Origin of the sequence: Chryseolinea sp. H1M3-3 (genome assembly GCF_029360725.1) — a bacterium.
Taxonomy (GTDB): Bacteria; Bacteroidota; Bacteroidia; order Cytophagales; family Cyclobacteriaceae; genus Chryseolinea.
In genome coordinates, this window is sequence record NZ_JARKMY010000014.1 from 112,953 (window position 1) to 131,991 (window position 19,039).

Annotated in this window: 8 protein-coding genes; 3 read left to right on the forward strand and 5 right to left on the reverse strand. The window is 41.7% G+C overall.

Translation table 11 applies throughout. The annotated features are described in order from the left end of the window. Nucleotides 1–180 precede the first annotated feature (180 nt). From P2W71_RS21720 to P2W71_RS21730, 3 genes are all read left to right on the forward strand, one after another. The gene (locus P2W71_RS21720) at nucleotides 181–1,404 is read left to right on the forward strand and encodes a heparan-alpha-glucosaminide N-acetyltransferase domain-containing protein (RefSeq protein WP_276373480.1); all 1,224 of its coding nucleotides are present in this window, start codon (nucleotides 181–183) and stop codon (nucleotides 1,402–1,404) included. A 175-nt stretch (nucleotides 1,405–1,579) separates the two neighbouring features. After that, nucleotides 1,580–2,377 (forward strand): acetolactate decarboxylase, encoded by a 798-nt coding sequence (gene budA / locus P2W71_RS21725; protein ID WP_276373481.1) that lies wholly within the window; start codon nucleotides 1,580–1,582, stop codon nucleotides 2,375–2,377. A gap of 82 nt (nucleotides 2,378–2,459) precedes the next feature. Continuing rightward, a complete protein-coding gene (locus P2W71_RS21730; protein ID WP_276373482.1) occupies nucleotides 2,460–5,111 on the forward strand; it encodes a carbohydrate-binding family 6 protein in 2,652 nt (883 codons plus the stop codon). A gap of 25 nt (nucleotides 5,112–5,136) precedes the next feature. Here P2W71_RS21730 and P2W71_RS21735 read toward each other — a convergent pair whose 3' ends face one another. The 5 genes from P2W71_RS21735 to P2W71_RS21755 all read right to left on the reverse strand — a co-directional run bounded on the left by P2W71_RS21735 (nucleotide 5,137) and on the right by P2W71_RS21755 (nucleotide 18,718). Continuing rightward, a complete protein-coding gene (locus tag P2W71_RS21735; RefSeq protein WP_276373483.1) occupies nucleotides 5,137–7,605 on the reverse strand; it encodes an ABC transporter permease in 2,469 nt (822 codons plus the stop codon). A gap of 139 nt (nucleotides 7,606–7,744) precedes the next feature. Further along, entirely contained in the window at nucleotides 7,745–11,962 is a 4,218-nt protein-coding gene (locus P2W71_RS21740; RefSeq protein WP_276373485.1) for a two-component regulator propeller domain-containing protein, read from the reverse strand. A gap of 315 nt (nucleotides 11,963–12,277) precedes the next feature. After that, nucleotides 12,278–13,804 carry a DUF5050 domain-containing protein gene (locus P2W71_RS21745; RefSeq protein ID WP_276373486.1) on the reverse strand — a complete coding sequence of 509 codons (1,527 nt, stop codon included), beginning with the start codon at nucleotides 13,802–13,804 and terminating at the stop codon, nucleotides 12,278–12,280. 66 nt (nucleotides 13,805–13,870) lie between these two features. Then, the gene (locus P2W71_RS21750; RefSeq protein WP_276373487.1) at nucleotides 13,871–15,595 is read right to left on the reverse strand and encodes a RagB/SusD family nutrient uptake outer membrane protein; all 1,725 of its coding nucleotides are present in this window, start codon (nucleotides 15,593–15,595) and stop codon (nucleotides 13,871–13,873) included. A gap of 18 nt (nucleotides 15,596–15,613) precedes the next feature. After that, complete coding sequence (locus tag P2W71_RS21755; RefSeq protein ID WP_276373488.1) at nucleotides 15,614–18,718, reverse strand: TonB-dependent receptor; 3,105 nt, start codon at nucleotides 18,716–18,718, stop codon at nucleotides 15,614–15,616. Between the last annotated feature and the right edge of the window lie 321 nt (nucleotides 18,719–19,039).

The following is a 19,039-nucleotide window of genomic DNA, read 5'->3' on the forward strand; positions in this document are numbered from 1 at the left end:
TAAGAAATTCAGCTAGAGTGCTACCATGACGCGGCGGAAGGTTCTTAAATAGTTCATGACTTCATTCAGCAGCATCATCCTAAAGCTGTCACACTAATGGTTACTTCTTTTATTCGCAATTTTTTAACTTCATAAAATTTTCAGCGTATAAGGCTTTGTTCTATTAAGTAAGTAAAAACAATGACCTCAACAATAACTGCAACTGCACCGCTCACACAAGACTCGTTGGTTGGCAAACCGCGGATTGCTTCTATCGACATTATGAGAGGAATAGTAATGGTAATTATGGCTCTTGATCACACAAGAGATTTTTATCATCATGCAACGGGCGTGTTCGATCCGACGGATTTAACGAAAACAAATCCGGCGCTGTTCTTTACCAGGATTGTTACACATTTTTGCGCTCCAACGTTTGTCTTTCTTTCGGGGATGTCAGCTTACATCAGCTCTCAACGAAAATCATTAAAAGAGTTGTCGTTGTTTCTATTGACACGGGGTTTGTGGCTGATTTTTCTTGAATTCACTGTGGTGCGTTTTGGACTCGTTTTCAATTTATACTACGACTTTATCATCTTCCAGGTGATATGGGTGATCGGTGCTTCGATGGTGGTGCTTGCAGGCCTCATCTTTTTGGGATACCGCGTCGTTCTAACCATTGGCCTTATCCTGGTATTTGGTCACAACCTTTTGGATGTTATTCAACTGGGTCCGGAAGATAACGGGTACATGGGGTGGTTGATTTTCCAGCAGTCGGGCTTCGTCGCTTCCGGGTCAGGAGAATTTTATCTTATAGCTTATCCGTTGCTACCGTGGCTGGGAATCATGCTAACTGGCTATGGCGCCGGTTTGATATACAACCGAACTTTTGATAGTGCAAGGCGGAAAAAAATTCTCATGTACACGGGTCTAGCGTCAATTTTTATTTTTATTGTATTACGTTATACCAATGTGTATGGCGATCCAAGCTCGTGGTCGACACAAAAAAATATGATGTTTACTTTCATGAGTTTCGTGAATGTCACAAAATATCCGGTGTCCTTGCAGTATACTTTAATGACACTTGGCCCCGTGTTGATTATTATGTCTTGGATGGAAAACCTTAAAACAAATATCCTGGAACCTATGCGCATCATTGGCCGGGTTCCGTTATTCTATTACATCCTTCATTTTTACATCATCCATTTTACATCCCTTTGTGTTTATACGATTGTCAGTAATGTTTCATGGTCGGATATTGATTTTCATTTTTCAAAAGGCTTCGGCGGCATCCCCGCAGGCACAGGCTATGCGTTGGGCTGGGTCTATGTAGCATGGATATCCATAGTAGTTGCCTTATATCCGCTTTGTCGCTGGTATCATCGTTACAAAAGCACCCGCCAGCATTGGTGGCTGGGATACCTGTAGCGTTAAACGATTTTGCTAGCTATCACTTCGCTTTAACACCGTTGATCATCCACGAGAAGCTATCGTCTCTTTCACATTCACGGTTAGCGATTAATTATTTATTTTGCGGGGAAGGCGTTTATTGTAAAGACAACACCTAGAAAAAAATAAAGACCCTTAATCTAATCCCTATTCGATGAAAGTAAAGTTAACCTTGTTCGCTGTCATATTATTATTACTCAATTCTTGCGATAATACCTCGACAACTTCAACACCCGCTGAACAAACACTCTCAAAATCGGATGACACATTTTATCACTACTCCATTTGGTGGGCATTTGTAAATAAAGTTTTTGATGGAACGCTAACAGCAAAAGAACTAAAAACGAAAGGCGATATTGGGCTGGGATCTTACAACGCACTGGATGGTGAACTTGTTATGCTGGACAACGTACCCTACAAAGTAACTGAAGATGGTGTTGTGAGTGTAGCAAAGGATGATGAATTGATCGTGTACGCAAATGCCGTTCATTTTACACCCGAACAAAGCTTTACAGTCGATTCAACCGTACATCATCAAGGATTAAGAGATGCCATTAACAGTCAGCTTAAAAGCAAAAATGTATTTTATGCTTTTAAGATCCATGGCGAATTCAGCGCCATTAAATTAGGTGGGCTCCACAAACAGCAGAAACCGTATGAAACAGGACTAGACGTATTAATCCCCAACCGGCCCGTATTCGAAGGTGAAAATGTAACAGGAACGATTGTAGGGTTTTTCTGCCCCGAATACATCGGCAATATCGGCGTCGCCAACTATCATTTTCATTTTATATCAGACGATAAAAAATTGGGGGGACATGTGATGGAACTCACCGGCAAAAACTTAAAAGTGGAAGTAGACCCCATTCATAAGTACACATTTGAGTTACCGCAAACCCCTGAATTTATCAATGGTAAGTTTGATAAGGAGTTTCAGTATAATAATAAATAACATGCGTTGACCTGACAAAACTTCATACCACAGTACCTTAGCAGAGACTAGAAATAATCGTTCAAAACAAAAAAGCTTTCATATGCTTCAAAGAATTTGCTTTTATTTAATCCTCTGCGGCAGCTTCACCCAAGTCTTTGGCCAGCAATCCGTTGATATTTACTATAAAGAATCGTCTGAAGTAGCATTTGCCGTTGTTAAAATAAGCGCAAGTTTAAAGCAACAGGGATACGAAGTAAAAACCAATCTCAAAGCAAGCCAGCGCGCAAAAGGAAAAGGAATTAACATTATCTTCAATAAGATTGGTGACACGGGGTGGACGAAATCCATTACTCATGTGTCACCATCTGTGACTTCCACCATTGAGCCAGAAGGCTTTAACATTCAGCAGAACATAAACGAAGGAGTATCCAACATCTTTGTTAGCGCACAAGATCAGGCCGGCTTGATGTATGGGGGCCTTGAGTTAGCAGAACTGATAAAATTTAAAGGAATACCATCAATCACCAATATTCATCAAAATCCCTACATGAAAAAGCGTGGTGTAAAGATGAATATCCCCCTGGATGTCCGGACGCCTAGCTACACCGATATGTCTGACGCTGCCCAACAAAACATTCCTGAAATGTGGAGCATGGAATTCTGGAAAGAATATATGGATAGTTTGGCTAGCTACCGATATAACTTCGTTTCATTGTGGAGCCTGCATCCCTTTCCATCACTCATAAAGGTGCCCGAGTATCCAGATGTAGCATTAGATGATGTACATCGTTCAAAGGCAAAATTCCAGGAGTACTATTCTACCCGCGCAACGGGATTCGACGCTCCGGAAATCATAAACAACTATGAGATTGTTAAAAAAATATCAATCGATGAAAAAATCAAATTCTGGCAGGCTGTGATGCAATATGGAAAAGAGCGGAACATACAGTTTTACATCGTTACCTGGAATATTTATACCTGTGGTACCAATGGAAAATATGGCATTACCGACGATATCAAAAACGACGTTACAAAAGACTATTTCAGGAAAAGTATCAAACAGTTATTCTTAACCTATCCTTTGCTGGCAGGCATTGGTTTAACCACGGGTGAAAATATGCCCGGTGCCGATTTCCAAGCGAAGGAAGACTGGTCATTTGATACCTATGCGCAAGGGGTTATCGACGTAACAAAAATTCAACCCGAACGCAAAATCACACTGATCCATCGGCAGCACGAGGCAGGTGCACTCGACATCGTTAAAAAATTCAGTCCCCTCATCGAAAACAAAAATATCAATTTCGTTTTCAGTTTTAAGTATGCCCAGGCCCATGTGTATAGTTCCACAAAACAAATTCACCATCATGAATTCGTAAAACAGATCCAGGAAACTGAAAAATTCAAAACCTTATGGACGCTGCGCAACGACGACGTATATTACTTCCGTTGGGGGTCACCAGACTTTGTAAGGGATTTCATCACGAATATTCCGATGGACGTTACTGAAGGATATTACTATGGATCCGATCAATACGTTTGGGGGCGTGAGTTTCTGGATAAATACCCGGATACAAAAAGACCGATTGAAATTGCAAAACATTGGTATCAGTGGATGCTTTGGGGTAGACTTGGATATAATCCGACAATCAACAACAGCTTGTTTATAAATTATCTTGAGCAGAAATATCCTGAAACAGAAGCGAAAAAACTTTTTGAAGCTTGGCATTCCGCATCCATGATCTATCCGCTTACCACAGGGTTTCACTACGGGGCACTTGACTTTCAATGGTACATCGAGGCCAGTAAGTCAAGACCAGAACCCGCACAAACGGCCTCCGGCTTTCATGACGTCAACCGCTTCATTACCCTGCCGCCCTATAAAGCAACGGACTTTCTTTCAATTCCGGATTATGTTCAAATGAAATCTGCTAATACCTCATTTACAGGTACAACACCTTTTGAAGTCGCAGAAAATATAAATCACTCAGCCAACGATGCATTGAGATTTGCAACGCGAGTTTCCCCGCATGACAACGACGAATTGTTTAAGACAATTGAAGACATAAAAGCGATGGCGTATCTGGGAAAATATTACGCTCATAAAATAAATGCAGCTACTTATCTTGCTTTGTTTAGGAAAAATGAAGGCAACAATCATCATGTGGAAATGATCGATGAATTAAACAACGCTGCATTGTATTGGCGCTACTATTCGTCGACTGCTCTAGCAAGGTATAAAAATCCTCTATGGACAAATCGTGTCGGCCATGTCGATTGGCGCGACATATACAGGTACGTGATTAAAGATATCCTCGATCAACAGGGTGAAGTTCATTTACCGAATATGGAAACAACGCCTGGCGGAACAATCCTTGAAGCAGAGGCAGCCATCCTTGAAAATGCTAAGGTGTCTTCAGAAACGCCAGGTTTTACCGGCGAGGGATATGTATTTAGCTCGGATTCTGCTAACAAAATTACCTTAAGCTATATTGCTCCCACAACTGGAAAATATATTATCGAATTCCGTTACGCATGGAAACCTACTGTTGATATTAGCAAAAATTCATTTGCTACGATAACAGTAAACACGAATAATGGCCCCTCCAATGACATTACCTTCTGGCCAAGTGGAACTGCCCAAAATTGGGTTTGGGACCAAATTGAAGTCAGCTTCACCAAAGGTGAGCAAAGACTATCGTTTACCCTACCAGAAGAAGTTCAGTTAGATCATGTTAATGTGTATAGGCGGTAGGTGGTAATGGTAGCATAAAACAATTTCACTCATACTTAATTGCTTTGATTGGATCGGCCACCGAAGCCTTAAAGGTTTCATAGCTAACCGTCAATAGTGTAATGATCATCAGCGCAGCAATACAAAATACAAATATCATGGCGCTCAACGGTATCCGATAAGCAAAGCCGCTTAGCCATTGATCTGACAGGTACCACGATAAAGGTATGGCAACAGCGCTGGCAATTAAAAATAAAACTATAAAGTTCTTTAGAAACATTTTCACTATTTGGCTGGACGACGCCCCCATCACTTTACGGATACCAACCTCCTTTGTTTTTTGTTCTGCTGTGTAAGAAGCAAGACCATATAGACCAAGTATGGTTATTGCTAATGCCAGCACAGCAAAACTTTTCGCCATGCCTGAAATTCTGCGCTCCGTTTCATACATCCTGTTGAACTCGTCTCTTAGAAACCAATAATCAAACCCAACTCCAGGTATAACTTCTTTCCATGTTTTTTCCAGGAAGGCGATCTTTTCGGCAATCTTTCCTGCAGGTAGTTGAACGTAAACAATTTTATCGATCTGATGCGGCCGGGGATTAAGAACCAAGGGTTCAATTGTATAGTGCGCCGATCGGAAGGGAAAATCTTTTATTACCCCGATAACATTTCCATGTCGTCGAGATTGAACATGTTCAGCAGAAAGCCCTATCACGTCCTCTGGTGTTTTATTCAGCGCTTTAACGGCTGCTTCATTCATCAGAAATGCGGATGAATCGGCGGTATTATTAGGATCAAAATTTCTTCCCGCGATAAATTCAAGATCATAGGTCGCAGGAAAATCAAAATCTACGTTAAGTTGATTCCATTGGTATTCCTGATCACTGACATCTGCAAATCTATATACAGCGCCTGTCGGACCAAAAAAATCAAGCCGAGGCAAGTGATTTCCAATAGTAACATGTTCAATATCCGGGTCCGACAAAACAGCGTTCTTAAATGGCTGATACTTTTCCGGAGGAGCGCTTCCGCCATATCGGATTGATAAAATTTGATCTCCTTTTTCATTGAGCTTCGACTCCTGCATTAAATTCATTTGCTTTAGAATTACAACGGTAGCGATCACCAGAATCATCGCTACACTGAATTGAAGGGTAACCAGTGACGTACGGAACAGGTCTGCACCCTTTCCCTTGGTAAGCTTACCCTTCAAAACTTCGGCTGGCTTGAAAGCCGAAAGAAAAAAAGCGGGATAGCTGCCGCCTACAATGGTGACAAACACAACGGTGAGACTGATGATCAAAATTATTTGAGGATTGAACAGATCCAGTATTCCAAATGACTTGTTTGAAAGTGTGTTAAACGCGGGAAGTAAAACTACTACCAAGACCATGGCGACAACCAGCGATAAAAGCGTGACCAATCCGGATTCTTGAATGAATTGAAACGCTAATTCCGAGCGCATGCCGCCGAGTGACTTTCGCATGCCGACCTCCTTCGCGCGTTTAGATGAACGGGCTGTAGCGAGGTTCATATAATTTATGCAAGCGATAACCAATATTAGAATTGCAACACCACTGAAAATTGCAAGGTAAGTTTTATCTCCTCTGGTGTTGGCTTCCCAACTCATGCGTGAATCAAAATGAATATCTTTCATATTGACAACATCAAATCCCAGTTTACCCCCCTGTGCCTGAAATGCCGAATCAGTCTTAAACGTTTCTTCCGTCAGCCTGGCCAACTCAGTTCTTAAATTTTTGGTGTCCGATCCTGGTGTTAATTTCACGTAAGTGTAAAAGAAACCACTGTTAAAGCTCATGCTGTTGTAATACTGCTCAAAACCATTTGCCTGCTGCTGATCAAAAATCATTTTTACAGACAGGCTATTGATGATGTATTTTGGCTTGAAGTGAGAGTTTGATGGATAGTTTTTGTATACGCCCGTTACCACGAGTTCAATCTCTTGACCATTCCCCAGGAAAGGGTGCTTCATAGTAATGGGCTGATTCAACGCTTCCTGATTACCAAAAAGGGTTTTCGCACCTTCCTCGCTCAGCAATATGCTATTGGATAATTCTAACGCTTTTTTCGGGTTACCATTGATCAATGGAATATTCAGTACTTCTCCAAAGCCATTGCTAACCCACCGGATTTCTTCCGTTAAAATAATTTTATCTGTTGGCTTGTGATGCAAAGTAGTAGGATAACCAAACCAATCTTCTTTGGCAACCGATTCAACCTCGGGCAAAGTTTGCTTCAGACGATTCGCCCAGCCACCAGGTACCAATGGAAAATAATCAATTCGTCCTTCCCGGTTATGAATGCTTACAGCCAATGCATAAATGTCCTCGTAACCAGGATGGTTAGTGTTGTAGCTCAACTCATCTTCTACGTATAGAAAAATGCATATGGCACTGGCAAGCCCAACCGCCAAGCCAAAAACATTGATAAATGTATACGACTTTTGTTTTAGAAAATTTCTGAAGGCGATAACAAAGTAATTGCGTAACATATAATGACGTTATGTTCCTGAAATTAACGAACGATTTACAGTTTCGATACCTTACTGAATGGATTTCAATAAAAATACCACAAGGTGGTGGATCAAAAAGCACTTACCTCACGAATTGTAAGTTCGGATTTTCCTTTTATCAGATATCTATTCCCGACTCAATTTTCGTCATGTACTCTGATGGACTTAAACCAAATTGTTTTTTGAAACAAGTTCGAAAGTATTGCAAATCATTGAAGCCAACATTATAAGTTACTTCGGCGACTGTCAATTTTTGTTGCTTCAGTAATTGAGCGGCGCGTTTCAAGCGGATGGTTCGTATAAACTCGACCGCGGTTTGACCAGTGAGTGCCTTTATCTTACGATATACTGCCAGGGAATCCATTTCAAGTTCTTTTCCCAGACTCTCTACTCTGAAATTTGAATCAGCAATATTTTTTTCAATGATCAACAGTACGTTCTTTAAAAATTTTTCGTCCAGAGAAGTTATACTGATCTCCTTAGGTTCCAGTATCAACTTTTTGCTTTCGGTAAATCTTGCCCTCAATATTTCACGGGATCGGATTAAATTTTTTGCCCGAACCTTCAACTCATATGAGTTAAATGGTTTTGATAAATATTCATCAGCTCCTGTTTCAAGTCCTTCGATTTTGCTTTCTAAATCCGCCTTTGCAGTCAATAATAAGATAGGAATATGCGAAGTGTAAATATTATTCTTCAATGTCCGGCATAACGTTATTCCGTCCATGCCTGGCATCATGACATCTGAAATAATCAAGTCGGGAATCATTTCCATTCCTTTCTTAACGCCATCATTGCCATCTGCTGATTCAAATATCTGAAAGCATTCTTCCAGGCTTTGTCTGATGTACGTGCGCATATCCGTATTGTCTTCCACTATGAGGATGCGCGGCAAATCATTGTGTCCTTCATTTTCCGTTGTCATTTCCAATGAGGGTGCCGGCCCCAAAGCATAGATGTTATCAAACCCAATAATAGTTTTATTGCCGGCAACAATTGGCCCATCACTTTCATCAATTTCTGCCGCGGTCAAATGATCTTTGCCCAATAAAAACAATACTTTAAAGGAAGATCCTTTTCCTTCAATGCTTTCAACACGTATTTCGCCCTTGTGCAATTCCACTAACTCTTTTGTCAGCGACAATCCAATACCCGAGCCCTCCGAGTTGCTATGGTGAGCAACCTGATAGAAGTGATCAAAGATTGAACTGATGTACTCTTGAGGAATTCCAGCGCCACTGTCTGTTACTGCAATTTCTATCTTCTTATTAAAATCTTTGTCTTTCGATTTTTCTGGCAAAGCAATAACTCTTACCGATAACTTTATTTCACCTTCGGGTGTAAACTTAAATGCATTTGATAAAAGGTTGGTGATGATCTTTTCAAACTTATCGGGATCAAAATAAACCAGCACTGGCTCAACGGGAAATTCGAAAATAAATTTAATCTTCATCCGCTGCGCGTAGGAATCAAATGCCGCGACAATTGGTTTCAGAAATTGAACGACATCCAGACAGGAAGTTTTCAACTTCATGCTTCCTGCTCCCAGTTTGGAAAGGTCCAGGAGCTGGTTGATAAGCCTCAGCAGGCGTTCTCCGTTCCGAATAACCATTTGATATTGTTTCCGGATATCGCCTTTAAAGTTTCCTGCAGCCATATCTCTTATCGGACTAAGAATCAACGTGAGGGGTGTACGAAACTCGTGCGAGATGTTTGCAAAGAAATATGATTTCAGTTTATCCATTTCCTGCATTTTTGTTAATTCAAGGTGTTCTACCTTAAGATCATTCTTGAGACGTTCACGGTTGATGAGGTTTTGTCGGTACCATAAAAACAAAGCTATAACCGCCATAACATAAACTGTGTATGCCCACCAAGTCTTCCACCACGGTGGATTAACAATAATTCGCAAGGTGGTTCCTTTGTCATTCCAAACACCATCGTTGTTCGTGGCTTTTACACGGAATGTATACGACCCAGGCGGCACTTTTGCATAGCTAGCCTTACGTTGAGGACCTGCATCGTGCCAGTTCTTGTCATACCCCTCCAGATAATATGAGTACCTGTTTTTGAATGCTTGCGAATAATTTAAGGCGGCAAATTCAAATGTGAATTCGTTTTGTGTGTAGGGCAAGATGATTTCTTCCGTTTCGGTAATGTTCGACTCTAAAGGCGAATCAGCCAAGCCGGGTTTTATAAGATCATTGTAAATCCAGAAGTTAGTTATATAAACCGGAGGAATATTGGGATTGTCGGTAATCTCATTGGGATAAAAAGAATTGAACCCGTTAACGCCACCAAAGAAAAACTCGCCCGACTTACTTTTCAAAAACGATCCGCGAATAAATTCCTGCGCTTGTAAGCCGTCGGCCGTATTATAATTTTCGACGTGAGTGTTTACTGGGTCAAACTTGCTTATACCTTGATTGGTGCTCACCCAAAAATTTCCATCACCATCTTCAATTATTCCATACACTACATTGTCTGCCAATCCGTCCTCTTTCCTAAATGCTTTAAATGTTTTTGTCTGATAATCGAATTTGTTCAATCCTGCCCAGGTTCCAATCCATAGATTGTGCCGGCTGTCTTCGTAGATAGCGTTGATCAAATTGCTACTGAGGCTTGTCGGGTCTTTGGGATTATAGCGGTAACTGGTGAAGATAGGTTGGTCCCTTTCATCTTTTTCCATGTGTATTAGTCCGCCACCCTCTGTGCCTATCCACATATTCTTTTTACTGTCTTCAAACATGGTAAACACCCTGTTGTGACCGATAGCCCTTGGGTTGCTCACGTCGCGTTTGAAATGAATAAATGAGTCTGTTGTCCTGTCATACAAATCCAACCCTTCGTAAAATGCGCTCACCCACAATTTTCCAGCACTATCTTCAAAAATTGAAAACACATAATTCGATCCAATACTTTTAGGATCATTAGGATCATTATAATAGCGATGGAAGATGCCGGTCTTTTTATCCAACCTGTTCAATCCGCCCTCCCAGGTTCCAACCCACAGATCGCCATAGCTATCAAGTTCAAGTGAAATTACAGAGTTACTACTTAAACTTTTAGAATCGCTGGGATCATGGACATAGTGTGTGTATTTATTTGTTTTCCTGTCCAGGTAATTGAGTCCGCCGCCGTCTGTCCCTATCCACAAATTTCCTTCGTTGTCCTCGACGAAACAGAGTACGTCATTGTTTGCAAGTTTATGATTGCCGGAAGGCGGAAGTATATGATGTACGAATTTTGTATGATACTTGTCCCATTTGTTGATACCGCGGTTTCTTGCCCCGATCCAAATGGTGCCCATTTTATCTTTATAAACCGACCATATTGAATTGCTGCCAATGCTTGTTGGATCAAGGGGATTTGGCCAAAAATTAGAAAACGTCTCAGTTTTTTTATCGTAAATGGTTAATGCGCCATTCTCCATTCCTATCCAGAGTCTTCCTAGGTTATCTTCCGCAATGCTCAATACAATGTTATGAATGAGCCCTGTAGGGTCTTTTATGTTTGGTTTATACCTTTTGAAACTATAGCCATTTTCGTTTTCTACAATAAGATTCAATCCTTCGCGTGTACCCACCCAGGTATTTCCTTCAGAATCCTTTAATGAAGAATATAAATAGTTGCTGCTGATTGTCGATTCATTTTGCGGGTCATGCCGATGGTGGATGAACTTATTTTGCTTACGATCGAAAAGATCGAGGCCACCGCCATAAGTTCCTACCCATAAGTTTGATTTTGCGTCTTCGAAAATCACCCGGACATGGTTGTTGCTAAGGCTGAAATTATTGTAAGGGTCTTTTTTAAAATGTTTGAATTTCGTCGATCCTGGTTCTAATAGATCCAGCCCTTCCTTCTCGGTGCCGATCCACAAATTATTTTTGCTATCACGGTACAGGTCCGATATCCAGTTATCACTGAGCGTGTTTGGGTCGCCGGCTTTCGGCTGATACCGAATAAAAATATCCCTTTTTCGATCGTATAAATTCAGACCTGCATCCACCGTTCCTACCCAAAGGTTTCCCAAGCTGTCCTCAACCAACGAGTTTATAAAGTTCCCACTCAAGCTTGTGGTATCATCGTATACAAATTCATAGATCTTAAATTCCACACCATCATACCGATTCAATCCATTCCGCGTCCCAAACCACATAAAACCTTTTTGATCCTGAAGTATACAGGTGACTGATTTTTCGGAAAGACCTTCAGAGAGCTGTTCGAACTTGATATTGCTAATGGTGTTGGAATACTGGCCAAACGAATTGAAATGGGTACAGAAAATTAACCCTGATACCACGCATATTAATGTGGATAACCTAAATAAAATCATATGACAGTCACGGTTGCGCACGCCCAATATTCGTTGCCTTTCGCACATTTGCTTCTTATAAAATAATAAGAAAATAATGGTCTAAGCTATCGATTGGTGGAAAATTCCCGTGAATTTTATGCAGGTGGTCATAAAAAGAAAAAAGACTTTAAAGGCAACTAAAAAAGCACAGTTGCATGAGACCTTGAGGCTGTTTGATTCTGAAAAGTCTATTCATAATAAAAGCAATAGGCCGAAGCCTATTGCTACTTACTCATCACAAAACCCAATTAACGTGATGAAAGACCTGTAACTCTTTAGGGTTTTAAATGCAATTTATTTACCTGAATTGCTCACGAAAGCAATGCTTTTACTGTCGGGCGACCAGGATGGAACATTGATTGTTCCCTGGCCACCATACAGATAAGCAATTACTTTCGGAGCTCCTCCAGCCGTTGGCATTAACTTTAATGTTACTCTCTTATAAGACGGGTGACTGTTGACCGGAATATCATAAGGGAATGATATATATGCGATCCACTTTCCATCTGGTGATATGTGCGGAAACCAATTATTGTATTGGTCGAAAGTCAGCTGTTCATGTCCGGTTCCATCTGGTTTCATCCGCCAGATTTGCATGGTCCCGGATTGGCTACCATTGTAGTAAATATATTTTCCATCGGGTGAATACTCGCAGCCATCGACATGTTCATTTTTAGCAGTATTGGTAAGCATTACTTCTTTGCTTTTTCCATCAATAGTTTTTTTGTAGATGTCGTACGTTGGATTGTCGGGGCGTGTCGCGACATAGACAACTTCTTTATTGTTCGGCGCCCAGCCATGCAGATAAGACGGTGTTTCCTCCGTGATCAGCCTTGGCTCACCACCTTCAACCGGAAGGACATAGACGGCTGAACCACCACCTGTTGCTCCTTCGCGATGATTGCTGATGGCAATCATTTTACCGTTAAATGAGATCACATGATCATTATTAAGCCTGTTGGCGCTTCCCGTATTTAATTTTTGAGGCTCTCCGCCTTCTACCGGAACTGTGTACAATGAGCCATCCATGTTGATCAACAATTTTTTACCATCAGTCATCCAGTTGGGAGCCTCAAACCGTCCATTTTTTTCGTAGATAACTTTTCTTTTCCCATCAAAAACATTCATAGTTTCAAGACGGCAACCGATCCATCCTTCTTTACCGGGGTTATAATTGTCGGGCACAGGACGGTCAATGCGTACATTCCAAACACGTGCCTGCTCAACAACATCTTTGTTATGTGACGAAATGAACAGACCGACCAACACGGAGTCCTTCAGGCTGTTCAATGTATGAGAACCTAGCATCTGAAGTGGTTCTCCCGGGTGGGCTGCACGCATGATGATGTTTTTACCGACACGCTCCAATTGCATGATGGTGTAATTAAATTTCGGAGGAAAGATTTCATCCTCCGGATCACGCATAAAAGCCCCCCGAAGTTCACGCCACTGAAGAACAGTAAGCCCATCGCCGTGTAGGGTTGCATTGATACCTGCTGCCTTTTCATCCTCTGACTCTCTAACCATCAAACCGATTTTACGATGAGGATCTGTTCCCTTTCCTATGAATTCAAAATTTGCGGTAATAATAAAATCACCCCCAATTTTATTATACAGATAGTTGAATTCATCACGTTCAAACCAAATGTTATATCCCGCTCCTTTCAAAGTGTATGATTGCGTAGCTTCGTCGTAAGATGCACCGCCTGCATTGATCGGTTTGCCGATGTCTTTGTTGTTCTTAAATATCCCAATGGTTTTTTGCTGAGCGAATGATATTCCGCTTACAAGGCACCAGGCAAAAACGAATACGTATTTCATAAGTAAAACTTGGGTTTTGTGTATAAGAATTATTGTGAGGTGATTGATTGTTTCATAATTAAGACGCTATTCCCACTCGGGATTTTGTTTTAACACACCCCTGCTTAAATCTATTGCGTCTAGCGGAATAGGAAACACAAGGTGCTTTTCTGTCGCAGGAATGTCGATGTTAATATTTGGAATAGTTCGCTCTTCATTTTCGAAATAGGTGTTGATGGTCTCAGGCAATATTTTCCAACGCATCAGATCAAACAGCCGATGACCTTCCATCCCCAATTCTATCCTTCGTTCGAAACGGACGGCGCTGCGGGCAAACGATTGGTCCGGAAAACTCGGATAAGGTTCTATCTCGTAATTAGTAGGATTAACACCAGGCACCGTCGGTACATAAGTCATGTTCTTGGCCCTGTTTCTAACTTGGTTTACATAATCTAACGCTGTGCCTAATTCGTTTATTTCAACCAACGCTTCTGCCGCCATTAGCAATACATCTGCATAACGAATGATGTTATAATTAATACCTGGCCGCGCTTGTCCCCATGCGCCGCCATTCCCTTTTGCTTCGGTCTCGTCGGCGCGGTACGTACTTTTAGAAGCGATGTACGGACCTCCTGCAGATTGAACCCTCACCCAAGCAAACCCGGGATTTCTTCCCCATCCATTAAAATCAATATCCCGTCTGCCGACCGTATAGTCTAACCGTGGATCGAGGGGTCCGGCATGTACCGTGAATGCTGTAGGAACTGGATTGCCATTTTCATCTAAAAGAACCGTACCATTTGAATCCGTTTGGTAAGAAGATATCCCTTGGTCATTTTTGACATCGCTTTGATTCCACGACTCCAAAAGAGGAAGTCCCGCACCATCCGTTTGAAATGAATTCACCAGGTCTTGCGAGGGTTGATAAAATCCACAGCAAGTATTCAAAGGACCACCAGCCGGATGGTTCAATGTGCCCCCTCTGTTTCCATTGAAAGACTCACCGGCATCATTTAAGAATTGAATCGCAAAAACGGATTCCGATTTGTTTTTGCCTGCTAAGTTAAAATTATCCACGTATTCGGCATTCAATGCATGAGGTCCGTTATTGATGACATCCTGAAGTATCGATGCCGCTTCACTCCATTTTTCCTGGTACAACAAAACTTTGCCCATATAAGCTTTGGCGGCCCAGCGATTTGCTCGTCCAACCTGGGCCTGTGTTTCCGGAAGGTTGTCGATGGCAAACTGAAAATCTTCTTCAATCTTATCCCAAATAGGTCCGGGATTTGGTTTGTTTGGGTCTAACAGATCATCTTCTGAAATAAAAGGAATGTTTCTGTAGGTGCGCTGCAATTCAAAATTGAAATGCCCTCTTAAAAACCTGGCTTCAGCAATCTGTCTTGTAAGATCTACACCTTCCACCAGCTTAGCTTGTGCTAAAACTGCGTTTGCCCGATTTACACCGGCAAAGGGTCCAATCCATTCGTCCTTAATCCATGGGTTACCAGTAGACCAATCGTAGTGTTCCAGCAGATACAATTCATTCTGGTCGCCATTGTCAGCGCCTTTGTGAGCGTCGTCAGAGACAACATCAAACCACCAGTTATCACCACTCGAACGATAGTCCTGGGAAAGACCATATCGAAAGCCATCGAGCATTGAATATGCGCCAATTAAAAGAAGGTCTACACCTTGTTCCGTCGCCAATGATTCTGAATCCAAACTACCTTTCAATGGCACTTCTGTAAAATCCTTATCGCAGGAAATCACTGCTACAGTCAATATGAATACTATTATTTTCTTTTTCATCTCATTACTTACTTTAGTTCAGAAACTAAACTTTAAGCCCAGCAAATATGATTTTGCAATCGGGTATCTCCCTTGATCTACCCCTATCGTTAGATCCATTGCGGGTGGATTCGGGTCGTCGCCGGCATTACCAGTACCCATTTCCGGATCTGCTCCTAAATAATCTGTAATCGTGAAGAGGTTTATTCCTTGCAAATAGATTTGTGCGTTCTTAACACCAAGGTTTGGAAGATCAAAATTATACCCGATTTGAAGGTTACGCAATCGCATATAGGAGCCGTCCTCAACAAAATATGAATTTGGTTGTGACTCGTTGTTCACGATACTTGTGTGTAAAGCCGGAAGTTTAGCGTCACGGTTCGACTCACTCCAGGAATCTAATACGCGAGTGCTGCGATTGCTATTGAAGAAGCTTGGGAAATCTGTACCGATCTTGGTGAAGTTGTAAACCTCATTGCCTTGGACGCCTTGAAAAAATAAAGTGGCAAAAAACTTATTATAACCCAGATTGATGTTGATGCCATAAGTAAAATCCGGGTGAGGATTTCCCAATACAACTCTATCAAGATCGTTGATAACCCCGTCATCATTGGCATCTCTGTAACGGAATCGTCCGACGCCTGCCTGAGGCGTTGCGAAACCCTGGGAAGGCGCAGCAGCCACTTCGTTAACATCCTGGAAAATACCAATAACTTCGCGCCCATAATAGTATGATATAGGAAGACCTTTGGAAGTACGGGTTATCACTCCTGAACGAAAAACCGATCCGAGTAGAAATGCATTAGGATTATCATCGTTAAGTTTAACAACTTTGTTTTTATAAGCCGACACGTTGACCCCTACATTCCATTTAAAGGTAGACTGTTTGGATGTATTTCCATAGCTGGCTGAAATATCCACACCCCTATTGTTTACCTCCCCGGCATTTATAAAGGGCGATAAGGCATCGATGGAAGTCGTTGGCAATGGATCGATGACAATCATATCTTTTGTATCCCGGTCGAACACATCAAAAGACAAATTCAAATCATTGTTAAATAACGCAAGATCAAAACCAACATTGAACTGCCTTGAGGTTTCCCATTGCAGGTTTGGCGTACCTAAAAATGTTAAGACCGCGCCGGTAGAAACGGCATTGCCACCGATAGGGTAGAAACCAATTTCCTGCTGAGCAGCATACCGGTTTAGATAAGGATTGGTTCGGGGTACATCCTGGTTACCCAATAATCCATACGATGCTCTCAACTTCAACCTCGAAATGAACGACACGCTTTTTAAAAATTCTTCTTCACTTATAATCCATCCAATGCTTCCCGATGGAAACACTCCCGTGTTGTAGCCACTGGCAAATCGTGATGATCTATCTCTTCTCAAAGAAAACGTTGCCAGATATTTACCTTTAAAAGCATAATCGGCGTTAAAGAAGTAAGAATATAGTGTGCTTTTGTCATAAACACTCGTCGGCAAAATTGTAGGCACACTTGTGCCAGCCACAGGAATAATATAGTCAGGGTCTTCCAACAGAAAATCGCGGACATTTATATCGTTGATTCTGTTCTGCTGACTCAAGGCCTCTATTCCTGCTAAGGCGTTTAGGCCATGATCGCCCATTGTTTTGCTCCATCGCAGGGTATTGGTCCATACCCATGAATTACTTACTCCGTTGATTTCCCGCAGTGTATTGGTTGCACGAGGTTCCGGAGCTTCTGGATTTTTGCGCGTGATAAAGTTCTGTTGATTGTCATTATAGGTTACACCAATCGTGGTACGTAAAGTAAAATTTTTCAAGAACACTCCTTCGAGGTAAGCATCACCCAACAAGCGAAGATTTCTGTTGAAGTTATCTTTTCCACGGATTAATTCTGCAACAGGATTATTTGTGTTACTCAGCCCTGATGAAGTAGACGGTCCGGATCCACCAAAATTTCCACCTTCATCATATACAGGAACGAGTGGCGGCGTTGCTTGTGCTAGTCCGATCTGATTTTGCGCTAACTGATCTGTATACGCCAAACTTAAGTGTTCTCCAAATCTGATATTATCGGTAACATCAAACTCCGTATTTATTCGCGTTGCATAACGCTCAAAACCAGTATGCATCTGAATACCTTCAGCATTTTGATAACCTAAGGCAACCAAATATTTACTTCGTGTTCCTCCACCTTGTAACGATAAATCATAGTTTTGGATGGGTGCTGTTTCAAAAATTTCGTTTTGCCAATCGGTACCTTGACTTGCACGTGTAATCTTGTTGGTAACAGGGTCATAGGGTAAGGCATCCGTACCGCGAATAAAGGTTGGAATTACAGGGTCAGGACCTGTGCCATATTGAGGATGGCTAAGGGGTGCATTGGTGTTTTTAAAACTTTGCCAAATAACTTCACCCATCTGCTGAGAATTTAACATCTCCTGCAGTTTTCCAACTTTTTGTATTCCAACGTAAGAATTGAAACTGAATAAAGGTTTGTCACCTTTGACACCTGATTTTGTTGTTACGATAATAACGCCGTTAGACGCCCTTGCGCCATAGATTGCTGCGGACGCATCTTTTAATACATTGATAGACTCTATATCATTAGGATTTATTTGAGCCAGCACATTGGGATCTGTAGTCTGCATACCATCGATAACATATAAAGGTCCGTTATCATTGGTTGTTCCAAATCCTCTAATCCGAATCAAAGGTGTAGTGCCTGGTTGCCCCCCTCCCACGACATGAACCCCTGACGCACGACCTTGCAAGGCCTGACCTGCGTTAACAATCGGAAGCGCTAGCGCCTGTTTTGTGTCGATCTGTGACATTGCGCCTGTAACCAGTTCCTTTGATTGAGATGTGTATCCAACCACGACCAATTCTTGCAATGCGGTAGCATCGTCGACCAATTGTATATCAACAGTAGTTCGCGATCCAACGGCAACTTCTTGTGTAGCAGATCCAACGTACGAGATCACTAAAACATCCGAAGCAGCGGCCTGGATGCTAAAATTACCGTTTACGTCGGTTACGGTGCCCTTCGTCGTTCCTTTGATAACTACATTTACGCCCGGAATTGGCTCACCCGATTCATTGGTCACCAATCCAGTAACTGTTTGTTGCCCAAAAGCAACAAAGCTGACAAACATGAAACACAAAAGTATTACCCTCTGCGGTTTCAAAATGCGCGTCACAATTTCTAACATAGTCTGGGTTCGTTTTTTTATTGTGTGATCCAGTTGGGTTAGTTCTGAATTGGATCAAAATTGATAGGAAGTTGCAAGAATTAGCGATGGTGGAATTAACAATTAACGGGGGTGTTTTTAAAAAAATGGTTGAAATTAGCTTGTTCAATCGGTTTAATACCGAAAACTGTAACTACAGCTTTCCATTTTGGCTTAGAGGGCCCAAAAATTTCCCAGTCATCCAAACATGGATTTCGCAATTCGTTTTTTACGTTTAACTTTTAT